Origin of the sequence: Aliivibrio sp. EL58 (assembly GCF_900312675.1) — a bacterium.
GTDB lineage: Bacteria > Pseudomonadota > Gammaproteobacteria > Enterobacterales > Vibrionaceae > Aliivibrio.
The window spans coordinates 241,431-262,812 of record NZ_OMPC01000006.1 but is presented as its reverse complement, the minus strand read 5'-3'; the positions used below and the strand labels follow the sequence as shown (position 1 = coordinate 262,812).

The window sequence follows — 21,382 nt, the reverse complement described above, 5'->3', positions numbered from 1 at the left end:
TATTTGGATTGATATTAGAGATACCGAGGTCAACTTGAATAAACCATTACGCATTATTTTTGCGGGCACGCCCGATTTTGCCGCTCGCCATTTATCAGCACTTATCGACTCTCACCATGAAGTGATAGGCGTATATACTCAACCGGATCGTCCTGCGGGCCGTGGTAAAAAGCTGACGGCAAGCCCAGTAAAAGAGCTGGCTCTTGAACACAACATTCCCGTGTTCCAACCAGAAAACTTTAAAACTGACGAAGCAAAGCAAGAACTTGCCGATCAAAATGCAGATTTAATGGTTGTGGTTGCCTATGGGCTGCTATTACCACAAGCGGTACTTGATACACCTAAATTAGGTTGTATTAACGTTCATGGTTCAATTTTACCTCGCTGGCGTGGCGCTGCTCCAATTCAACGCTCAATCTGGGCTGGCGATGCCGAAACTGGCGTAACCATTATGCAAATGGATATCGGTTTAGATACTGGTGACATGCTAAGTATTGCAACGTTACCAATTGAAGCAACAGATACCAGCGCATCAATGTACAACAAGCTAGCTGAACTTGGTCCAGTTGCTTTAGTTGAATGTTTATCAACAATTGCGAATGGCACTGCGGTTGCACAAAAGCAAAACGATGAACTGGCTAATTACGCGAAGAAACTGAGCAAAGAAGAAGCTAAAATTGATTGGACTATGGATGCAGATGCTATTGAACGTTGTGTTCGAGCTTTTAATCCTTGGCCGATGAGCCATTTCTCTGTTGAAGATAAAGCGATTAAAGTATGGCAATCTCGTGTAGAAACCTACACAGGGAACGCAACGCCAGGCACTATTATTCAAGCAGATAAAACAGGGATCTATGTGGCAACTGGTTCAAACGCGATAGTATTTGAACAACTGCAAGTTCCTGGAAAAAAAGCGATGGGCGTTCAAGATATCTTGAATTCTCGTAAAGAATGGTTCGAAGTGGGTAATACACTTAACTAATTCTTCAAAACATAAAAAGGTGGCATAATTGCTACCGTTATTTTTTAAATGGCAAATATCATATTTGCCATTTTATTTTTGCCAATCATATTTTAGGTGATGACATGAACGTTCGTGCTGCGGCAGCAAAAGTTATTTATCAAGTTGTCGATCAGGGTCATTCTCTCTCTTCTGCACTTCCAAAAGCTCAAGCCGAGATAAAACCTCGTGATCAGGCTTTACTGCAAGAGATTTGTTATGGCGTATTGCGCTTTCTTCCTCGTTTGGAATCGGTTGCTCAATCTCTTATGGATAAACCGCTAAAAGGGAAGCAACGTGTTTTTCACCACCTGATCTTAGTCGGTATTTACCAATTAAGCTTCATGCGTATCCCTGCTCATGCCGCGGTTGGCGAAACGGTTGAAGGCACGAAAAACCTAAAGGGCCCAAAATTGCGTGGCTTAATTAATGGCGTTCTTCGTAGCTATCAACGTAATCAAGAAGAGTTGGATGCCAAATCTATCAGCCACGACTCTGGTAAATATGGTCACCCTGGTTGGTTACTAAAAATGCTAAAAGAAGCGTACCCAGACCAATGGGAATCGATTGTTGAAGCCAACAACAACAAAGCACCAATGTGGTTACGCGTAAACAGTCAGCACCATACTCGTGATGAATACATCGCTCTACTTGAAAAAGAAGAGATCGAAGTAACCCCACACAGCCAAGCAACCGACGCATTATTATTAGATAAAGCGCGTGATGTATTTACCTTGCCTGGTTTTGAGCAAGGTTGGGTGTCAGTTCAAGATGCTGCCGCTCAATTATCGGCTGAGTACTTACAGCCACAAGATGGCGAACTAATCCTTGATTGCTGTGCTGCTCCTGGTGGCAAAACTGCACATATTTTAGAGCGAACAAAAGACACAAACGTTGTTGCTATCGATTGTGATGAAACACGCTTAACTCGCGTGTACGAAAACTTAGAACGCCTTAACTTAACAGCAAAAGTTATTTGTGGTGATGCTCGTTATCCTGAACAATGGTGGAAAGGCGAACAGTTTGACCGCATTTTATTAGATGCACCTTGTTCTGCTACTGGTGTTATTCGTCGTCATCCAGACATCAAATGGTTGCGTCGTTCAGAAGATATTAAAGCGCTTGCTGAACTGCAAAGTGAAATCTTTGATGCAATGTGGCTACAGTTAAAATCTGGCGGCACCATGGTGTATGCGACGTGTTCAATCACACCGCAAGAAAACTGCGATCAAGTAAAAGCCTTTTTAGAGCGCACAGAAAATGCCTCTTTGGTAGATAATACTGATCCAGCAAAACCTGGGCGTCAAATTCTTCCTGGTGAAGAAAATATGGACGGCTTCTATTACGCTGTTCTACAAAAAGCATAATCTATATACGAGCGAGCAAGCGGTATGAAAATCATAATCTTAGGTGCAGGGCAGGTTGGCGGCACATTAGCTGAAAACTTGGTTGGCGAAAACAACGACATTACGGTTGTTGATAAGAGTTCAGAGCGACTGCGTGAGTTACAAGATAAATACGACTTACGCGTAGTTCAAGGATTTGCAAGTCACCCAGATACCTTAAGAGAGGCAGGAGCACAAGATGCTGATATGTTGGTTGCCGTAACCAACTCTGACGAAACCAATATGATTGCTTGTCAGATAGCCTTTACTATTTTTAATACTCCTAACCGTATTGCTCGTATTCGTTCACCTGAATACCTAAAAGAAAAAGAGCGTTTATTTCAATCAGATGCTATTCCTGTTGATCATCTCATCGCACCAGAAGAGTTAGTTACGGGCTATATCGAGCGTCTAATTGAATACCCTGGCGCACTCCAAGTGGCGAGTTTTGCTGAGAAAAAAGTTAGCTTGGTAGCAGTAAAAGCCTACTATGGCGGCCCACTTGTCGGAAACGCACTATCTGCACTTCGTGATCATATGCCTCATATTGATACTCGTGTTGCGGCAATTTTCCGTCAAGGTCGTCCTATTCGACCTCAAGGAACAACTGTTATTGAAGCCGATGATGAGGTTTTCTTTGTTGCAGCAAGTAATCACATTCGTTCAGTAATGAGTGAACTGCAACGTTTAGAGCGTCCATACAAACGAATTATGATTGTTGGTGGCGGTAATATCGGTGCAGGTCTTGCGAGACGTTTAGAGCAAAACTACAGCGTTAAGCTCATTGAACGTAACATGAAACGCGCAGAGCAATTATCAGAACTACTTGAAGAAAGTATTGTCTTCTGTGGCGATGCAGCCGATCAAGAGTTACTTAGTGAAGAGCATATCGATCAAGTTGATGTCTTCATTGCGGTAACCAACGAAGATGAAGCCAACATCATGTCGGCCATGCTTGCGAAACGCATGGGTGCCAAAAAGGTAATGGTACTGATCCAACGTGGTGCTTATGTCGATTTAGTTCAAGGAGGCGTGATTGATGTTGCTATTTCTCCGCAACAAGCAACGATCTCAGCACTATTAACTCATGTTCGCCGTGCTGATATCGTAAATGTCTCTTCTCTTCGTCGTGGCGCAGCTGAAGCGATTGAGGCAATTGCTCATGGTGATGAAACGACCTCTAAAGTGGTTGGTAAAGAAGTACAACACATCAAGCTACCACCAGGTACAACTATTGGTGCGATTGTTCGTGGTGAAGAGGTTCTCATCGCACACGATAAAACTGTGATCGAACAGGATGATCACGTTGTTATGTTCCTAGTGGATAAAAAATACGTTCAGGATGTTGAACGTTTATTCCAACCGAGTCCGTTCTTCTTGTAATTATGGTTAACTACAAACCGATCTTATTTGTTATAGGGCTTGTGCTGTCTAAGCTAGCCCTATTCATGTATATCCCAACCCTTGTTGCCTTATTTACTGGTACTGGTGGTTTTATCGAATTTGCACAAGCGGTTGCTATTACACACATAGTGGCATTTGCTTGTTTAACTTTGGGCCGCAGTAAGCAGTTTAAAATGAACGTACGGGATATGTTTCTTATCACTACACTCGTATGGACAATAGCCAGCGCCTTTGCTGCACTGCCTTTTGTGTTTATCAACCACATTAGCTTTACTGACGCTTACTTTGAAACCATGTCAGGGATAACAACGACAGGTTCAACGGTTCTCAGTGGCTTAGATGATATGGCACCAAGTATTCTACTGTGGCGCTCGACTCTGCAGTGGCTTGGTGGTGTCGGCTTTATCGTAATGGCAGTAGCTATTTTGCCGATGTTAAATGTAGGTGGCATGCGATTGTTCCAAACAGAATCCTCTGATTGGTCAGAAAAAAGCGCCCCAAGAACCAAATACGTAGCCAAATACATAGTCAGTGTCTATTTAAGCTTAACGCTCTTATGTTTTTTAAGTTACTTGGTTACAGGGATGACACCGTTTGAGGCAATAAACCACGCTTTTACCACGTTATCCACGGGGGGTTACTCAACATCAGACAGCTCTATGAATCGATTTTCCAATAGTACTCATTGGGTCGCTTCTTTCTTCATGTTTGCTGGTGGTTTGCCTTTCTTGTTATTTATTCAGGTTCTTAAAAAGCGCGATCCTAAAGTTCTATTTAAAGATGCTCAAGTCGTAGGCTATTTAAAGCTCGTTTTAATCACGAGTTTATTTGTGGCGACATGGTTAGTCATTCATAACGATTACGAGGTTATGGATGCATTACGAGTGTCTGTGTTTAATATTATTTCGGTAATCACGACCACTGGATTTGGCTTAGACGACTTCACCGCATGGGGCGCATTCCCAGCGATTATTTTTGCGTTTGTCATGATGGCAGGGGCTTGTTCAGGTTCAACTGCTGGTGGGATTAAAATCTTCCGTTTTCAAATTGCAGCAACCATGCTCAATAAACAGATGATGAAACTCATTCATCCATCAGGTATTTTTGTTCAGCGTTATAATGGCCGCCCAGTAACCGATGATATTGCACGTTCAGTGGTTGCTTTGGTGTTTACCTTTTTCTTAACCATCATCGTTATCTCTGCATTGCTAGGCAGTTTAGGTCTTGATCCTGTCACAAGCATTACCAGTGCAATAACAGCCGTCGCCAACGTAGGTCCGGGAATGGGTCACATTGTCGGGCCAACCGGAAACTTTGCCACATTACCTGATAGTGCTAAATGGATATTAAGTATTGGTATGTTGATGGGGCGCTTAGAAATACTGACGGTATTAGTTCTGTTCTTCCCTGCATTTTGGAAAGGGTAATACCTATTATCGTAATAGAAAAAATGGCCTAGTGTTTACGCACTAGGCCATTTTTTTGTGATCAGAAAATCGTATTTAAACGGGTTTTACGTAGTAATAGATAGATAAAAACTGGGTAACACAACCACCGAGTACAAACAGATGCCAAATTGCATGGTTATATGGGATCTTCTTCGCGACATAAAAAATAACCCCTAAAGAATAAATTACCCCACCAAGTCCTAACAAAATAACGCCATTAATATCAATATGTATCACTAATTGATAAACCGCAATCACCGACAACCATCCCATGATCAGATAAGTAATCAGCGACAATTTTTTAAATCGATACACAAAGATAATCTTGCCAATAATACCGATTAACGCAATCGCCCAAATAACCCCCATTAACCAATAAGCTAATGGTGTACGTAAACTAACAAGAAGATAGGGGGTGTAACTGCCAGCGATTAGCAAAAAAATGGCACAGTGATCAAGCGTTTTTAATACCCGTTTTGCTTTAGGTGCGGCAATTGAATGGTATAGCGTCGAAGCGAGAAACAGCAAAATAATACTGGCGCCATAAACAGACATACTTGTTATTGTTAACCAATCAGCATCAACCGAATTTGCTTTTACTAATAATAGTATTAAAGCAACGACACCAAAAATCATACCTAACGCATGACTTAAACTATTGGCTAATTCTTCTTTTTTTGAATATGTAGTAGAGGTAGACATCATTATCTCATAAAGTGATTACTCGATAAGGGAAGTATGCCACATTTAAGCGTACACTTGTAAGCTTAAATGTGAGGTTTTTTATTTACTCGTACTTAGCTATGTCGTTTGATTTAAAAAATCAATTACTTGCTGTCCAGCATCTTCAGGACTCAGTGTAGACGACAAAGAAAGAGTCCGCTTTAGTTCACCGCTTCCTAGCAAGTTTGATAGTAAACCAGAAATCCCTTTTTGCTGCCTATCAATCTCAAACCATAGCTGTAATTTCTCAGCATCTCGATAAGCAATAATTTCTAGCTCACGCCAACGACCATGGTAAGGGCCATCAAAAGGAACAAATTCAAACTCTTGCACGAAAGGGAGTTCAAAGTTTTTTGCATACTCACATTCAACTTGTCGAATTCGTAGCCCCTCAGTCTCTAATGCAGTTAATACTCCATCAAGTAACGGTTCAGGCCTTACCGTAATAGGGTCTTTATCTGTAGGGTCTAATCCAAGAGCAATATCTAGCCCAGTTTGAACCCAGACTTTTGCATCACCAATCGTAACTGGCGTGTTTAATGGCAGATCTAACTCAACCTCAAACTTTCTCTCTTGCCTAGGCTCTATCGTGAAGGCATAAGGCAAACTCCAATCCGCTAAGACATGAGTTTGTTTGATGACTTCAGTCCGGGAACCATTGTCACGATTACGCTTAACCTCTTTTTTATACTGGCAGCACAAAGTTAAATCGATATTATCTATGTTTTGCGCCGTGGCTCCACCTGTTACCTCTATAGTGACATTAACCTTTTGGCCTGGGATCAAAACTTCGTGATGAATAATCGTATCAACATTTGCAGAACCAATGCCTAATGATGCCAATGTTTTCTTAAAAAAAGACATTTTTACTCTCCTGAGTCATCCATGTTTCATCGTTATAGTATTGCTTAATAATTAAAATTACGCTGAGATGCACCTCGACTAATTGACAGTTTATGATACTCTTAATGGGTGTTTTATGAACACATCCCCTGACTATTTATTTGGATTGGCGAAAGCTAAAAAGAGTCTCATCTCGATGTAACTCATAGATAGTTAGGTCATTAATTTGGCCAAGGAAGTGCCTGACTATAGAGATAACCAATGCGTCCTATGACTGTCAGGTTTTCACGCTCTGCTTCAACGCATAGTGTGGATCGTCGTCGCAGCCACTTTGTAAAAGTAGCCGTAGCGAAAAAAAACGTACCAGAAATGACTCTAGTAGTTTCAGAAAAAACTGAAGCCCCAGCTGAAGTTTCTTGTGCGGCATAATTTAAAAGCGTGGCCTTTGGGTTGCGCTTTTTCTTTTAATATCCGATATAACTTCGATATACTTGCCCTTAATAATAATAGGGAGAATGCTCAATGAAATGCCATCGCGTTAATGAACTTATCGAATTAATCCATCCAGAATGGAAAAAAGAACCTGAACTTAATCTTATGCAGTTCATAGTGAAACTTGCAGAAGAGACCAAGTATGAAGGTAAATTAGAAGATCTTACGGATGATGTTCTTATCTATCATCTAAAAATGCGCAACAGCGAAAAAGATGAAATGATCCCTGGTTTAGCAAAGGATCAAGAAAACGATTTTAAAACCGCTATTCTAAAAGCACGCGGACTTCTATAAAAATCAACAATAGCGATCTGATTTATAATGAATCAGATCGATTTACCCTCAAATAAAACACACTTTTTTAACTAACTTTGAACCTTCCTACGTATTCTAACGACTCATCAAGCTATAATTCAGCCGACAATGTCTTATATTACCAACCACTAAATGGTTCAGCTCAATAAAACCATCGTTGGGATACCTCATAAAAATAATTAGGAAGAATAATGAGTCAGGATAAGATCGACATCAAAGATGTGACTCCAAAACAATTTAACCCAAAAACACACAAATCCAGCAGTGATCGTTTTAATCCGAACTCAGGAATTTATGTTCGTCAAAGCAAAGGAACGTTCCAAAAACTACGCCGCTATGGTGGGTGGTTTTTATTAGCGTTATTTGTTCTTACCCCATGGATTTCATTTGGCGACAGACAAGCGATTTTATTAGATATTGGTAGTCAGCAATTTAATTTCTTTGCCACCACTTTATTTCCTCAAGATCTCACCTTATTGGCACTTCTTTTTGTCATCGCCGCATTCGGACTCTTTTTTATTACGACCTTTTTAGGCCGAGTATGGTGTGGTTATCTTTGCCCTCAAACCGTTTGGACATTTATGTACATCTGGTTTGAAGAAAAACTAGAAGGTCCGGCAAACAAACGTCGCAAGCAAGATCAGCTAAAGATGACATCAAACTTACTTGCCAGAAAAGCCTTAAAACATCTCGCTTGGGTTGCGATTGCCATTGCTACAGGCCTCACCTTTGTTGGTTATTTTGTCCCAGTGAAAGAATTAGTGGTCGATGTCTTCACTTTTAATAGTGAGTTCTTACCTGCATTTTGGGTGCTATTTTTTGCTGGCTGTACTTATGCGAATGCTGGATGGATGCGATCTATTGTTTGTTTGCATATGTGCCCTTATGCTCGCTTCCAATCTGCGATGTTTGATAAAGATACCTACATTGTTGGCTATGACACAAAACGAGGAGAGTCTCGCGGTCCAAGATCTCGCAAAAAAGATCCTAAAGAGCTCGGATTAGGCGACTGTATTGACTGTAATTTATGTGTTCAAGTGTGTCCAACAGGGATTGATATTCGTGATGGCCTACAATACGAATGTATTAACTGTGGTGCTTGTATTGATGCTTGTAATGAAACCATGGACAAAATGGGCTATGAAAAGAATTTAATCAGTTACACAACAGAGCATAAATTAGCGGGTCATAAAACTCATATCATGCGCCCTAAACTCATCGGTTATGGCATTGTAATGGTCTTAATGATAGGTCTGTTCATTGCTCAAATAGCCACAGTTGAACCAATGGGACTTGATGTACTACGAGATAGAAACCAATTATCACGTATCAACAATACTGGCCTTATTGAAAATACGTACACTTTGAAAATCATCAATAAAACACAACAAGAGCAAAACTACCTATTATCGGTAACTGGCCTTGAAGAGGTTACTTGGTATGGCGCTCAAGATGTAAATGTAGATCCTGGTGAAGTATTAAGTTTACCAATTAGCCTAGGCGCAAATGGTGATGAGTTATCCGCACCAATTACCACCATTACTTTTGAAATTAAAAATAATGACCAACAAGTGATAAAAGCAGAAAGCCGTTTCTTTAAACCGCTATAATCACTCTATTATTGACTCAAAGGGCTCATAATGAGCCCTTTTTATTTGAGAAAACATTATGTCTGAATACGCCTTTAACTTCAGTACGCTTACCCCTGACTTATTGTGGCATGCCCTTGCTGAGATAGGCGTAAGAGCAGAGTCTGGATTTCTAGCGCTAAATAGCTATGAGAACCGTGTTTATCAATTCAGTGACGAAGAAAAACGCCGCTATGTTGTGAAGTTCTATCGTCCTCAACGTTGGTCTGAGGTTCAAATCTTAGAAGAGCACTTATTTGCTAAACAGCTTGTACAACAAGATATCCCAGTAGCTGCGCCAGTAGAAATAAACGGTAAAACACTTCACTTTGCTAAAGGCTATTGGTTTGCGCTGTTTGACAGTTTAGGTGGCCGCACATTTGAAGTAGATAATTTTGATCAACTTGAATGGGTCGGGCGCTACTTAGGTAGAATACATAAGGTCGGGGAGTCTGAGTTATTCACTCATCGTCCAACTGTCGGACTGGACGAATACTTATATCAACCAAGAAAACTATTAGAAAACAGTTCATTCATCCCGTCTTATTTAGAGAATAGTTTTTTCTCTGATCTTGATATGTTGATTGGAAAAATCGAGCAGCACTGGCAGCCAAGTAAAGCGATTCGTTTACATGGCGATTGTCATCCAAGTAATATTTTATGGCGTGATGGCCCATTATTCGTCGATTTAGATGACGCGAGAAACGGTCCTGCAGCGCAAGATATCTGGATGCTTTTGAATGGTGACCGTCAAGATAAGTTGGTTCAACTCGATATTCTGGTTGAAGCTTATTCTGAATATTGCGATTTTGACCACAATCAACTGAAACTAATTGAGCCATTGCGTGGTCTACGAATGGTACACTACATGGCATGGCTAGCAAAACGTTGGCAAGATCCTGCGTTTCCTATTGCATTCCCATGGTTTGCCGACGCAAAATACTGGGAAAGCCAAGTGCTTGGGTTTAAAGAACAAATAGCCGCTTTAAACGAAGCACCTTTAGAATTAATGCCTCAATGGTAATAACAATAAAACAAACACAAATGGATTGGAGAAAGTTACACATGATGAAGAAAATGATGGCACTGTTTGGTGCTTTAGTTCTAAGTTTTTCTGTCAACGCAGCAAACTTTACGGAAGGGGATTACTATAAAGTTTTAAACCTTCCTGAATCAAAAACACCAACAGTAAACGAGTTCTTCTCTTTCTACTGCCCACACTGTAATAGCTTTGAACCTCTAATTCAGGGCTTAAAGAAAACATTACCTGAGAATGCAACCTTTAAGAAAACACACGTTTCATTCATGGGCGGAAAAATGGGCCTATCAATGAGTAAAGCTTACGCTACGATGGTGTCTCTTGGTGTTGAAGATAAACTGGTTCCTGTTTTTTTCAATCGTATTCATACCATGAACAAGCCACCACGTAATGAGCAAGAAATTCGTCAAATCTTCCTAGATGAAGGCGTTAACGCTGATGAATTTGATGGTACTTACAATAGTTTTGCGATTAACTCTATGGTTAACCGCTTTGATAAAGCATTCCAAGACAGCGGCCTAACAGGCGTTCCTGCTCTTATCGTTAATAACAAATATCTTGTTGAAACAGGTAAGATTCAAAGTGCTGAAGAGTACTACGAACTCGTTAACTGGTTACTTAAGAAGTAATAAAACGGTCTCGCTTTAAAAGCAATAGATACTAAAAGGGAGCGATTATTCGCTCCCTTTTTATATCACTTATTTAATATGCCTTGCAGATATTCATCTTTCTCTTTCCACAAATCATTTATCCATTTATGAAAACCACGCTTAAAGGCTTTATCACCAAAATAGTCGCCATTAACCTGCTCATCATTAGGATGAAGGTTTATCCGTACCACTACCTTAGTTAACTTACCCTGTAGCATATCGATAAATGGCGATGTTTGATTCTCAGGATATGCCAAAGTCACATCAACAATCCCATCAAACAATTCACCCATCGCAGACAACGTAAAAGCAATACCACCAATCTTTGGTTTAAACAGGTGCTGATAAGGTGTGCGAGCTTCTTTTAGTTTTTCAGGCGTTGCACGAGTACCTTCAACGAAGTTAACCACGGTTGTTGGCACTGCTCGAAAGTTTTCACACGATTTTTGAATCGCTTTAAAATCATCATCACGACGCTCAGGATCTCGGCGCATGAATGGCATATCAGCGCCCCAACAGGCTAAACCGACAAAGGGAACGAAAAGTAACTCATACTTCAAAAAGAACTTCGTCATTGGTATTTTATCTTTCATTACCGAAGATAAAATAACAATATCAGCCCAACTTACGTGGTTAGAAAGCAGCAAATACCAATTCTCTTGAGAAAGCTCATCTCCCCCCTCAATTTCCCATTCAATGCTGTTATTTAGGTTTAACATCCAAAGGTTCAGCGTTGCCCATCCCCATAGTGTTTTATTTGCCATTGAAACGGTGATCTTTTTTATCACCGCAAAAGGGAGAATAAGCTTAATTACAGCAAAAAAACTGATAATTAAAGAGGTCAATGCCGTATTGAGCATCACAAGCAAAACGCTAGCAACCAGTCGGATATTCGCAAACATAGGGGGTCTTCATTCGTTAACAGGGTGAAAATTGCCCATATAATAACAAGCCTGACCTTTTTTTGTTAAGAAACTTTATTTCCGTCTATATAAAAAGACACTAAATCGCTTGAGCGGTTAATTGCTTTAAGAGACGATCCATTGCCCTATAACCCACGGCTTCTGCTAGATGAATGCGTTGGATGTTATCTTCACCATTCAGATCAGCAATGGTTCTTGCGACCTTAATAATCCGATGATAAGCCCGAATAGAAAGACCTAGTTGATGAAGCGTGTTCTCCAAGAAAGCAGCATCTTCTTTCGCTAACGGACAATACTTATCTATTTCTCTGCTGCCTAACAATGCATTAATTTTGCCATTTCTTTCCAGCATCCGTGAGCGAGCTAATAAGACTCTTTCTTTTACTTCTTGGGTTGATTCCCCTCTATCTCCTCCTTCCGTTAGAGTACCTTTGGGCAGTAAGGGGATCTCTAAAGACATATCAAATCGATCCAACAATGGCCCTGAAATTCGGCTCAAATACCGCAGAATCAGTTGAGGATTGGTTCTGGTATTATTACCTTCGTAATATCCAGTAGGGCTTGGGTTTAAGGCACCAACCAATTGGAAACGAGCTGGGAATCGAGTTTTACTCGCTGCTCTAGAAATGACAATTTCTCCTGACTCTAATGGCTCTCGTAGTGAATCGAGTACTTTTCTTTCAAACTCAGGCATTTCATCTAAAAAAAGAATGCCATTATGAGCAAGAGAAATCTCTCCGGGTCTAGGTATCGAACCACCACCGACTAATGCAGCCATAGAGCTAGAATGGTGAGGTGAACGAAAAGGGCGAGAGCGCCAATTAGATTCATCTATATGCTGATGGGTTAGGGAAGCGACTGCCGCGGTTTCAAGCGCTTCATCGTTCGTCATTTTGGGTAATAAATCACTCATACGAGAGGCCAGCATAGTCTTTCCTGTTCCAGGGGGACCTAGATACAATAAATTGTGTCCACCAGCCGCAGCTATTTCTAACGCACGCTTACCTTGTTGCTGACCAATAATGTCTTGCAGATCTCGCTCGATTGAAACAACGTCTTGCTCTACTTTTTTCGACGTTAATAACCCCAGTTGCTGCTGGCCACATAAAAACCCGCACACCGCCAACAAGTGAGGTGCGGATTTATGAATATCTTTGCCTACTAATGCCGCTTGATCGCCATTTTCATCAGGCACCACTAAGCATCGATTAGACTTTAATGAGGCTAATGCTGCGGGTAACACACCTTTCACTTTGCGAAGCTCTCCCGAAAGGGCAAGCTCTCCCACAAACTCATGCCCTGACAATTTTATTTCTGGGATCTGATCAGATGCAGCCAAAATACCAAGAGCGATTGGTAGATCAAAACGGCCTCCTTCTTTAGGTAAATCCGCCGGAGCTAGATTCACAGTGATCCGCTTTGATGGAAATTCAAAGTTCGCATTAATAATGGCGCTTCTTACTCTATCTTTAGCTTCTTTAACTGTGGTTTCTGGTAACCCAACAAGACTAAACCCCGGCATCCCATTGCTGATATGAACCTCAACGGTTACTTCTGGTGCCTCAACTCCTACGCACGCTCGACTGTGTATGATTGCTAATCCCATTTCCCTACCCAATGATTTATAAAGCGACTATTTCTGCGCTTTTTATTGATTTGTTATATATAAGCGCTAAATGAACGAGAATTGTGAATAAAATGAGAGTTTTTTCTTGTCATGAGAGCCATGTCTGTGTTACCACTAAGTTAATGTAACGAATTATCAAAAAAAACACGATTACGGACAGATTAAATGACCTTGCTTGCTCAACTGAATATTCTAATTATTAACATTCTCGTGGTGATTCTAGTCACCGCGCGGGGATGAGTGAGCAAAAAGTCGCAATAGCAACGCACACTTAAAACCCCCAAGCTCATCAGCAAGGGGGTTTTTTTATGAATTCAGGAAGAAATGGGAGCGCATGATGTGCAAGAATAGACAAATAATCACTCACGCAGGGAGCGACAGTGTATGAATGGCTCACAGTTAGTAGTTAAAGCCTTAAGAGATGAAGGAATTAAAACTGTTTTTGGTTATCCTGGCGGGGCAATCATGCCTATCTATGATGCCTTGTATGATGGTGGTGTTGAGCATATCCTCTGCCGCCACGAACAAGGTGCAGCCATGGCCGCTATCGGGATGGCCCGAGCAAGTAAAGATGTTGCCGTTTGTCTTGCAACATCAGGTCCTGGAGCAACCAATCTAATTACTGGTCTTGCTGATGCCATGCTTGATTCCATTCCTCTTGTTGCTATCACAGGTCAAGTCGCAAGTCATTTAATCGGTACTGATGCCTTCCAGGAAATGGATGTCATTGGTATGTCTCTCTCTTGTACTAAACACAGCTACCTTGTTACTGACATCAACGAACTTGCTCCAGTGATTGCTGAAGCTTTTGAAGTAGCAAAATCAGGTCGTCCAGGCCCTGTATTAATTGATATAGCTAAAGACGTACAAGTTGCTGAAGCACCAGTAACGACCCTCCCATACTTTGAACCACCAGCTATTCCTGTAGCCTCTCAAGAAAGTATTGAAGCCGCTGAGGCCATTCTAAAAAACAGCGCTAAACCTGTTCTATATGTCGGTGGTGGTGTGCAGCTTGCCCATGCTACGGATTCAGTTCGTGAGTTTTTACGTAATAATCCAATGCCGTCAGTAAGTACACTTAAAGGCCTAGGTTCGATAGAAAGGCACGACCCACATTATTTAGGCATGGTCGGGATGCACGGTACTAAGGCCGCCAACCTTATCGTTCAAGAGTCAGATCTATTGATTGTGGTTGGTGCTCGTTTTGATGATCGTGTAACAGGAAAGCTAGAAAGTTTCGCCCCACATGCCAAAGTCATTCATATCGATATTGATGCTGCTGAGTTCAATAAGCTTCGTCATGCTCACTCGACATTGCGTGGTGATATCAATTTTATTTTACCGCAACTGAATACCACTCAAGACCTAACACCTTGGTTAGAACATGTGTCAGCACTACGTACTGAATTTAAATGGCGTTATGACCATCCTGGAGATCTAATCTATGCTCCTCTGCTACTAAAGCAATTATCAGACATGATGCCAGACAGCTCCATTGTTGCGACTGACGTTGGTCAACATCAAATGTGGGCAGCTCAGCATATTCAACCTCGCGCGCCAGAAAATTATTTAACCTCTGCAGGTCTTGGCACGATGGGCTTTGGTTTGCCTGCTGCAATAGGAGCTAAAGTTGCTCGCCCTGATGATGAATCGGTTCTTATTACTGGTGATGGCTCATTTATGATGAACGTTCAGGAGCTGGGCACAATAAAGCGTAAACAAATTCCTGTAAAAATGGTGCTACTTAATAACCAGCGTTTAGGTATGGTTCGTCAATGGCAATCTCTATTCTTTGATGGTCGCCACAGCGAAACGATTTTAGACGACAACCCTGATTTTGTTGCATTGGCTGCTGCCTTTAACATTCCAGGAAAAACCATTACTCGTAAAGAAGAAGTTCAGCCAGCATTACAAGAGATGTTAGAAAGCAAAACCGCTTATATGCTGCATGTACTTATTTCTGAAGAAGAAAACGTATGGCCACTTGTTCCACCAGGGGCTGCAAACCAAGACATGGTGGAGGGTGAATAATGCAACGTTATATTTTAGAAATTGAAGCAACTGACAAACCGGTATTATTAGAACGCGTATTACGAGTGATCCGTCACCGCGGTTTTGCCATCAAACAGGTACTTGCGACTCAAAACCAAGCAAGTGGTATCGCTGCGGTTGAGATTATCGTCGAAAGTGATCGTCCTATCAGCCTGCTTACGAATCAAATTGAAAAACTTTGGGATATTACCGCCGTTCATGTCTCTACATTGAATCGCGCATAAGATTAAAATTTAAAGGATTAATAACAATGCCTACAGCACCTAAAAACAGATACCGTTCAGCCACCACAACTCATGGTCGTAACATGGCTGGAGCTCGCGCACTATGGCGCGCAACTGGCGTAAAAGAAGAAGATTTTGGTAAACCTATCATTGCCGTGGTTAACTCATTTACCCAATTTGTTCCGGGTCATGTTCATCTAAAAGACATGGGACAATTGGTTGCTGGTGAAATTGAAAAAGCAGGCGGTATCGCTAAAGAATTTAATACCATTGCGGTTGATGATGGTATTGCAATGGGTCACGGTGGCATGCTTTATTCTCTACCATCACGTGAACTTATTGCTGATTCAGTTGAATACATGGTTAATGCTCACTGTGCCGATGCAATGGTATGTATCTCTAACTGTGACAAAATCACTCCGGGAATGATGATGGCAGCAATGCGCCTTAACATTCCGGTGATCTTTGTTTCTGGTGGCCCAATGGAAGCAGGTAAGACTAAGCTTTCAGATCAAATCATCAAGCTTGATCTAGTCGATGCGATGATCCAAGGCGCCGATCCAACGATTTCAGATGAACAAAGTGAACAAGTAGAGCGTTCTGCGTGTCCAACCTGTGGTTCATGTTCAGGTATGTTTACTGCTAACTCAATGAACTGTTTAACCGAGGCACTAGGATTATCTCAACCAGGTAACGGCTCAATGCTTGCTACTCACGCCGATCGAGAGGAACTGTTTATCAATGCAGGTAGACGTATCGTGACTCTAACTAAACGCTATTACGAGCAAGGTGATGATTCCGCTCTGCCACGCAATATTGCCAACAAAGCAGCATTTGAAAATGCAATGGCGCTAGATATTGCGATGGGTGGTTCAAGTAATACGGTTCTTCACCTAATCGCATCCGCTCAAGAAGGCGAAATAGATTTTGATATGGATGATATTGATGAGATGTCTCGTCGAGTACCTCATCTATGTAAAGTAGCCCCTTCAACACCAAAATATCACATGGAAGACGTTCACCGTGCAGGTGGAGTAATGGCTATCCTTGGCGAGCTAGATCGAGCAAATCTACTTAATAGTGATACCAATACCGTGCTTGGCTTAACGATGAAAGAGCAACTGGCTCAATACGACATCATGCAAACCGAAGATGAAGCGGTACTTAAATTTTTCCGTGCTGGTCCTGCTGGCATTCGAACCACTAAAGCTTTCTCACAAGATTGTCGTTGGGATCGTCTTGATGATGACCGTGAAAATGGCTGTATTCGCACCAAAGAAAATGCCTTTAGCCAAGAGGGTGGTCTAGCCGTTCTTTCTGGTAATATCGCTGTTGATGGATGTATTGTAAAAACAGCTGGTGTTGATGAAGATAACCTTAAATTCCAAGGTCCAGCCATTGTATTTGAAAGCCAAGACAGTGCAGTAGAAAGCATCTTAGGTGGCAAAGTAAAAGCCGGTGATGTTGTCGTTATTCGCTATGAAGGCCCTAAAGGTGGTCCGGGAATGCAAGAAATGCTGTACCCAACCACTTATTTAAAATCCATGGGATTAGGCAAAGCTTGTGCACTTCTTACTGATGGCCGATTCTCTGGTGGCACATCAGGTCTCTCTATTGGTCACGCCTCACCAGAAGCAGCCAGTGGTGGTACTATTGGTTTAGTAAATACTGGCGACATCATTACCATCGATATCCCAAGTCGCTCTATTACTCTTGATGTTTCAGAATCTGAACTGGCTGATCGTCGAGTGAAACAAGACCAATTAGGCTGGAAACCAGTAAATCGCCAACGTGAAGTTTCTTTTGCACTAAAAGCGTACGCAAGTATGGCAACCAGTGCAGACAAAGGCGCAGTACGTGATAAATCTAAGTTAGAAGGATAAGGCTTATGACAACACCTTCTAATCAAACTGGCGCAGAATATCTGCGTCAGATCTTACGAGCCCCCATCTATGAAGTTGCCACTGTTACGCCACTTCAAGGGATGCCACGTTTATCGGAACGACTTAATAATCACGTACAGTTAAAGCGAGAGGATCGCCAACCGGTTCACTCATTTAAGCTTCGTGGTGCTTACAATATGGTGGCAAACTTAACTGAAGAACAGAAGCAAGCTGGCGTTATTGCAGCTTCTGCAGGTAATCATGCTCAAGGTATGGCGCTTTCAGGCACTAAGCTTGGGATCCAAACCACCATCGTTATGCCAAAAACAACCCCTGACATCAAAGTAGAAGCGGTGAAAGGGTTTGGTGGCCGAGTCATTCTTCACGGCCGTAACTTCGATGAAGCAAAAGCCGAAGCAGAGCGTTTATCTGAGCTTCACGGCTATACCTTTGTTCCTCCATTTGATCATCCTTTAGTGATTGCAGGGCAGGGAACGATAGGAATGGAAATGCTGCAACAAAATGGGCATTTAGATTATATTTTTGTTCCTGTCGGTGGTGGTGGCTTAGCCGCTGGTGTTGCCGTTCTTATCAAACAATTAATGCCAGAAATTAAAGTAATCGCCGTTGAACCTGAAGACTCAGCCTGCTTAAAAGCCGCATTAGATGCAGGAGAACCAGTAATACTGGATCAAGTAAGTATGTTCGCCGATGGTGTTGCCGTTAAACGTATTGGTGATGAAACCTTCCGTTTATGCCAAAAATATCTTGATGGCCATATCACCGTTTCTAGCGATGAAATCTGTGCCGCCGTCAAAGATATTTTTGAAGACACTCGTGCGATTGCTGAACCATCAGGTGCATTAGCATTAGCAGGTTTGAAAAAATTTGCTGATAAAAACCAACTTAACAACAAGCAACTTGGGGCTGTACTTTCTGGTGCAAACACTAACTTCCATGGCTTACGCTACGTTTCTGAACGTTGTGAACTTGGTGAGAAAAGAGAAGGTTTATTAGCTGTCACGATCCCTGAACGCCAAGGTGCTTTTTTTGAATTCTGCAATTTAATTGGTGGCCGAGCCGTTACTGAGTTTAACTATCGATACAACGACAATAAACTAGCAAACATCTTTGTTGGTGTCCGCTTACAAGAGGGACAAGAAGAGCTCAATAACATTATTAATGACTTACAACAGAATGAATACCCTGTTGTTGATCTCTCTGATAATGAAATGGCAAAGCTTCATATTCGCTACATGATAGGAGGTAAACCCTCTAAGCCATTGAAAGAACGATTATACAGTTTTGAATTTCCAGAATATCCTGGTGCCCTAGTCAAATTTCTCAGTACATTAGGCACTCATTGGAATATCAGTTTATTCAATTACCGAAATCACGGGGCTGATTATGGACGTGTTTTGTGTGGCTTTGAATTAGATGATTCTGATCTCCTTGTTTTCTCTAAACATCTAGAGGAATTAGGTTATCGATGCAAAGATGAAACTGATAATCCAGCTTATAAGTTCTTTTTATCTTAATAGCGTATGGCATTTGTAAGGCTACTATTTTTTTAGCCTTATTTTCATTCATTTTTGAAATTCTGCTATACAATCGTTTAAAAAATGCTATTATTTTTCTCGGCCTGTAAACAGACCTATTTATCTGTAATATTATGCTTTTGAAACCTTCGTTATACTGCTTTACCAGTTATGCTTGAAGCTTTTTATACATATGTTTTACCTCAATAAATAATTCTTTATGGCTACAACTTCGCATTATGCGAATTATTTAATTAAAAAAAATTAGGATTTATTATGTCTAAATCAACTGGTATCGTTAAGTGGTTCAACGAAGAGAAAGGTTTCGGTTTCATTACTCAAGATAACGGCGGCGCTGACGTATTCGTTCACTTCCGTGCTATCGCAACTGAAGGTTTCAAAACTCTGAAAGAAGGCCAAGCGGTAACTTTCACTGTTGAACAAGGTCAAAAAGGCCCACAAGCTGCAGACGTTACTCCAGCTTAATTCGAATTTTCGAATAAAATTTTTAAATGCTGACTTCGGTCGGCATTTTTTTTGCCTGTCATTTGTAGTATCAAATTTCAGATACAAAAAAAGAAGCTATAATCGCTTCTTTTTTTATGAATAAATCCCTATAAAAATAGGAATAAGCATTTAAATATTAACTATTTTTTTGTTGGACGCTGCCAATTAGCAATACGACGATCTTTAGCTCGGCTAATGTAAAGTTCATTTTCAGCCACATCTTTCGTCACTGTAGAGCCCGCGCCAACCGTCGCGCCATTCGCTATCGAAATTGGAGCAATAAGCTGGCTATCAGAGCCAACAAACACATCATCACCAATTACAGTCTTGAACTTATTTGCACCATCGTAATTACACGTAATCACACCAGCGCCTACATTGACACGCTTACCAATCTCAGCATCACCAAGGTAAGTTAAATGATTCGCTTTAGACCCTTCCCCAAGGCGAACATTCTTCACTTCAACAAAGTTACCTACGTGAGCATCATTGCAAAGCTCAGCGCCTGGGCGTAAGCGAGTAAATGGACCAACCGTACAATCTTCACCTACAGTAGCCCCTTCAATCACACTGTAAGGACGAATAATCGTGTTATCATCAATCTCACAGTCTTTCAGTACACAACCAGCTCCGATAACGACGTTATCACCAATCGTTACATTACCTTCAATGATCACGTTTACGTCGATCTCAATATCCATACCACACTGCAGAGATCCTCTAAGATCAAAGCGGCTTGGATCACGAAGCATTACACCTTGCTCTAATAGTTTTTGTGCTTGTGCTGATTGATAAGCTCTTTCTAAACGAGCTAATTGAGCGCGATCATTCACACCTTCAACTTCAATCGGACTAACAGGATGTACCGCTTCTACAGCACGACCTTCATCATGTGCAGCTGCGATGATATCTGTTAGATAATATTCACCTTGTGCATTTTCATTCTTTAATGCAGCTAACCAACGCTTTAAATCACCACCAGTAGCAACCATTACGCCGGTGTTTATTTCTTTAATAAGCTTCTGCTCTTCCGTTGCATCTTTCTGCTCTACAATCGCGATTACAGGGCCATTACGACGGATAATACGGCCATAACCCATAGGGTTATCAAGAACAACGGTCAGTAGTGCAATACCACCTGTTGGTTGAGAGTCTAGTAAATTTTCGACCGTTTCAGCACTGATCAAAGGTACGTCACCATATAGAACTAGCACTTTCTCATCATCAGAAAATTCAGGTGCTGCTTGGTTAACCGCATGGCCTGTACCTAGTTGATCGGCTTGAAGTACCCAAGTTACTCGCTCTTCACCTAGTTCAGCTTTCATTTGATCACCACCGTGACCATAAACTAGGTGGATATTTTGAGCACCAAGACCTTCGCATGTATCAATTACATGCTTTGCCATTGGCTTGCCCGCTAAAGTATGAAGCACTTTAGGTTTGTTTGAGTACATACGGGTGCCTTTACCCGCTGCTAAAATTACTGCACTGAATTTCATGAAAAGCCCATTCTATTATTATGCTAACTGATATCGACTCTGCATCGATAGCATTTACCTAGCTAGTGGAAATCAAAATATTAAATCCATTACTTACTACTGAGTTACATACAAAGTAATGATTAATGGGATTAATATGCGGATTAAATTATAAGCTAAAAACAGCCCCTTTGGGTAAGAGATAAGTAAGAATACTTAGATA

Annotated in this window: 19 protein-coding genes; 14 read left to right on the top strand and 5 right to left on the bottom strand. The window is 41.3% G+C overall.

Translation table 11 applies throughout. From position 1 onward, the window contains the following. The first annotated feature begins 34 nt into the window (after positions 1-34). The 4 genes from fmt to ED622_RS08535 all read left to right on the top strand — a co-directional run bounded on the left by fmt (position 35) and on the right by ED622_RS08535 (position 5,216). Complete coding sequence (gene fmt, locus ED622_RS08550) at positions 35-982, top strand: methionyl-tRNA formyltransferase (protein ID WP_122033471.1); 948 nt, start codon at positions 35-37, stop codon at positions 980-982. A 104-nt stretch (positions 983-1,086) separates the two neighbouring features. Beyond that, complete coding sequence (rsmB, locus tag ED622_RS08545) at positions 1,087-2,367, top strand: 16S rRNA (cytosine(967)-C(5))-methyltransferase RsmB (protein ID WP_045103210.1); 1,281 nt, start codon at positions 1,087-1,089, stop codon at positions 2,365-2,367. 24 nt (positions 2,368-2,391) lie between these two features. After that, a complete protein-coding gene (gene trkA / locus ED622_RS08540; protein WP_060993495.1) occupies positions 2,392-3,768 on the top strand; it encodes a Trk system potassium transporter TrkA in 1,377 nt (458 codons plus the stop codon). 2 nt (positions 3,769-3,770) lie between these two features. Then, the gene (locus tag ED622_RS08535) at positions 3,771-5,216 is read left to right on the top strand and encodes a TrkH family potassium uptake protein (RefSeq protein ID WP_122033470.1); all 1,446 of its coding nucleotides are present in this window, start codon (positions 3,771-3,773) and stop codon (positions 5,214-5,216) included. Between the two features lie 75 nt (positions 5,217-5,291). On the opposite strand, the gene ED622_RS08530 is transcribed toward ED622_RS08535, so the two are convergent. Next, positions 5,292-5,939 carry a hemolysin III family protein gene (locus tag ED622_RS08530; RefSeq protein WP_122033469.1) on the bottom strand — a complete coding sequence of 216 codons (648 nt, stop codon included), beginning with the start codon at positions 5,937-5,939 and terminating at the stop codon, positions 5,292-5,294. A gap of 99 nt (positions 5,940-6,038) precedes the next feature. Continuing rightward, complete coding sequence (locus ED622_RS08525; protein WP_122033468.1) at positions 6,039-6,824, bottom strand: sporulation protein; 786 nt, start codon at positions 6,822-6,824, stop codon at positions 6,039-6,041. Positions 6,825-7,064: 240 nt separating this feature from the next. On the opposite strand from ED622_RS08525, the gene ED622_RS08520 reads away from it, so the two are divergent. The 5 genes from ED622_RS08520 to ED622_RS08500 all read left to right on the top strand — a co-directional run bounded on the left by ED622_RS08520 (position 7,065) and on the right by ED622_RS08500 (position 10,906). Further along, positions 7,065-7,232, top strand: a complete 168-nt coding sequence (locus ED622_RS08520) for a hypothetical protein (RefSeq protein ID WP_122033467.1) — start codon at positions 7,065-7,067, stop codon at positions 7,230-7,232. Between the two features lie 93 nt (positions 7,233-7,325). Further along, the gene (locus ED622_RS08515; protein WP_122033466.1) at positions 7,326-7,589 is read left to right on the top strand and encodes a YihD family protein; all 264 of its coding nucleotides are present in this window, start codon (positions 7,326-7,328) and stop codon (positions 7,587-7,589) included. A 212-nt stretch (positions 7,590-7,801) separates the two neighbouring features. Continuing rightward, on the top strand, positions 7,802-9,220 hold the full coding sequence (ccoG, locus tag ED622_RS08510) for a cytochrome c oxidase accessory protein CcoG (RefSeq protein WP_122033465.1): 1,419 nt from the start codon (positions 7,802-7,804) through the stop codon (positions 9,218-9,220). A 58-nt stretch (positions 9,221-9,278) separates the two neighbouring features. Continuing rightward, the gene (locus ED622_RS08505) at positions 9,279-10,262 is read left to right on the top strand and encodes a serine/threonine protein kinase (RefSeq protein ID WP_122033464.1); all 984 of its coding nucleotides are present in this window, start codon (positions 9,279-9,281) and stop codon (positions 10,260-10,262) included. 44 nt (positions 10,263-10,306) lie between these two features. Then, a complete protein-coding gene (locus tag ED622_RS08500; protein WP_174213440.1) occupies positions 10,307-10,906 on the top strand; it encodes a thiol:disulfide interchange protein DsbA/DsbL in 600 nt (199 codons plus the stop codon). Positions 10,907-10,971: 65 nt separating this feature from the next. Here ED622_RS08500 and ED622_RS08495 read toward each other — a convergent pair whose 3' ends face one another. Next, the gene (locus tag ED622_RS08495) at positions 10,972-11,829 is read right to left on the bottom strand and encodes an acyltransferase (protein ID WP_122033462.1); all 858 of its coding nucleotides are present in this window, start codon (positions 11,827-11,829) and stop codon (positions 10,972-10,974) included. Positions 11,830-11,929: 100 nt separating this feature from the next. Then, positions 11,930-13,456, bottom strand: coding sequence for a YifB family Mg chelatase-like AAA ATPase (locus tag ED622_RS08490; protein WP_122033461.1), 1,527 nt, complete (start codon positions 13,454-13,456; stop codon positions 11,930-11,932). Between the two features lie 405 nt (positions 13,457-13,861). Between ED622_RS08490 and ilvG the strand changes: the two genes are divergently transcribed. From ilvG to ED622_RS08460, 5 genes are all read left to right on the top strand, one after another. Beyond that, on the top strand, positions 13,862-15,508 hold the full coding sequence (ilvG, locus tag ED622_RS08480) for an acetolactate synthase 2 catalytic subunit (RefSeq protein WP_122033460.1): 1,647 nt from the start codon (positions 13,862-13,864) through the stop codon (positions 15,506-15,508). Then, positions 15,508-15,753: an acetolactate synthase 2 small subunit gene (ilvM, locus tag ED622_RS08475; protein ID WP_045103221.1), complete on the top strand. Its 246-nt coding sequence runs from the start codon at positions 15,508-15,510 to the stop codon at positions 15,751-15,753. The genes ilvG and ilvM overlap by 1 nt, the downstream gene beginning before the upstream one ends. A 26-nt stretch (positions 15,754-15,779) precedes the next feature. Beyond that, positions 15,780-17,636: a dihydroxy-acid dehydratase gene (gene ilvD / locus ED622_RS08470; protein ID WP_122033459.1), complete on the top strand. Its 1,857-nt coding sequence runs from the start codon at positions 15,780-15,782 to the stop codon at positions 17,634-17,636. Between the two features lie 5 nt (positions 17,637-17,641). Beyond that, positions 17,642-19,174, top strand: a complete 1,533-nt coding sequence (gene ilvA / locus ED622_RS08465; RefSeq protein WP_122033458.1) for a threonine ammonia-lyase, biosynthetic — start codon at positions 17,642-17,644, stop codon at positions 19,172-19,174. Between the two features lie 276 nt (positions 19,175-19,450). Then, positions 19,451-19,660, top strand: a complete 210-nt coding sequence (locus ED622_RS08460; RefSeq protein ID WP_005421580.1) for a cold-shock protein — start codon at positions 19,451-19,453, stop codon at positions 19,658-19,660. 161 nt (positions 19,661-19,821) lie between these two features. Here ED622_RS08460 and glmU read toward each other — a convergent pair whose 3' ends face one another. After that, on the bottom strand, positions 19,822-21,180 hold the full coding sequence (gene glmU, locus ED622_RS08455; RefSeq protein ID WP_122033457.1) for a bifunctional UDP-N-acetylglucosamine diphosphorylase/glucosamine-1-phosphate N-acetyltransferase GlmU: 1,359 nt from the start codon (positions 21,178-21,180) through the stop codon (positions 19,822-19,824). Between the last annotated feature and the right edge of the window lie 202 nt (positions 21,181-21,382).

What these genes read in the sequence shown, in the direction of transcription:
- rsmB (WP_045103210.1), top strand. Translation starts at nt 1,087, where the DNA reads ATGAACGTTCGTGCTGCGGCAGCAAAAGTTATTTATCAAGTTGTCGAT.
- trkA (WP_060993495.1), top strand. Translation starts at nt 2,392, where the DNA reads ATGAAAATCATAATCTTAGGTGCAGGGCAGGTTGGCGGCACATTAGCT.
- ED622_RS08535 (WP_122033470.1), top strand. Translation starts at nt 3,771, where the DNA reads ATGGTTAACTACAAACCGATCTTATTTGTTATAGGGCTTGTGCTGTCT.
- ED622_RS08530 (WP_122033469.1), bottom strand. Translation starts at nt 5,939, where the DNA reads ATGTCTACCTCTACTACATATTCAAAAAAAGAAGAATTAGCCAATAGT.
- ED622_RS08525 (WP_122033468.1), bottom strand. Translation starts at nt 6,824, where the DNA reads ATGTCTTTTTTTAAGAAAACATTGGCATCATTAGGCATTGGTTCTGCA.
- ED622_RS08520 (WP_122033467.1), top strand. Translation starts at nt 7,065, where the DNA reads ATGCGTCCTATGACTGTCAGGTTTTCACGCTCTGCTTCAACGCATAGT.
- ED622_RS08515 (WP_122033466.1), top strand. Translation starts at nt 7,326, where the DNA reads ATGAAATGCCATCGCGTTAATGAACTTATCGAATTAATCCATCCAGAA.
- ccoG (WP_122033465.1), top strand. Translation starts at nt 7,802, where the DNA reads ATGAGTCAGGATAAGATCGACATCAAAGATGTGACTCCAAAACAATTT.
- ED622_RS08505 (WP_122033464.1), top strand. Translation starts at nt 9,279, where the DNA reads ATGTCTGAATACGCCTTTAACTTCAGTACGCTTACCCCTGACTTATTG.
- ED622_RS08500 (WP_174213440.1), top strand. Translation starts at nt 10,307, where the DNA reads ATGAAGAAAATGATGGCACTGTTTGGTGCTTTAGTTCTAAGTTTTTCT.
- ED622_RS08495 (WP_122033462.1), bottom strand. Translation starts at nt 11,829, where the DNA reads ATGTTTGCGAATATCCGACTGGTTGCTAGCGTTTTGCTTGTGATGCTC.
- ED622_RS08490 (WP_122033461.1), bottom strand. Translation starts at nt 13,456, where the DNA reads ATGGGATTAGCAATCATACACAGTCGAGCGTGCGTAGGAGTTGAGGCA.
- ilvG (WP_122033460.1), top strand. Translation starts at nt 13,862, where the DNA reads ATGAATGGCTCACAGTTAGTAGTTAAAGCCTTAAGAGATGAAGGAATT.
- ilvM (WP_045103221.1), top strand. Translation starts at nt 15,508, where the DNA reads ATGCAACGTTATATTTTAGAAATTGAAGCAACTGACAAACCGGTATTA.
- ilvD (WP_122033459.1), top strand. Translation starts at nt 15,780, where the DNA reads ATGCCTACAGCACCTAAAAACAGATACCGTTCAGCCACCACAACTCAT.
- ilvA (WP_122033458.1), top strand. Translation starts at nt 17,642, where the DNA reads ATGACAACACCTTCTAATCAAACTGGCGCAGAATATCTGCGTCAGATC.
- ED622_RS08460 (WP_005421580.1), top strand. Translation starts at nt 19,451, where the DNA reads ATGTCTAAATCAACTGGTATCGTTAAGTGGTTCAACGAAGAGAAAGGT.
- glmU (WP_122033457.1), bottom strand. Translation starts at nt 21,180, where the DNA reads ATGAAATTCAGTGCAGTAATTTTAGCAGCGGGTAAAGGCACCCGTATG.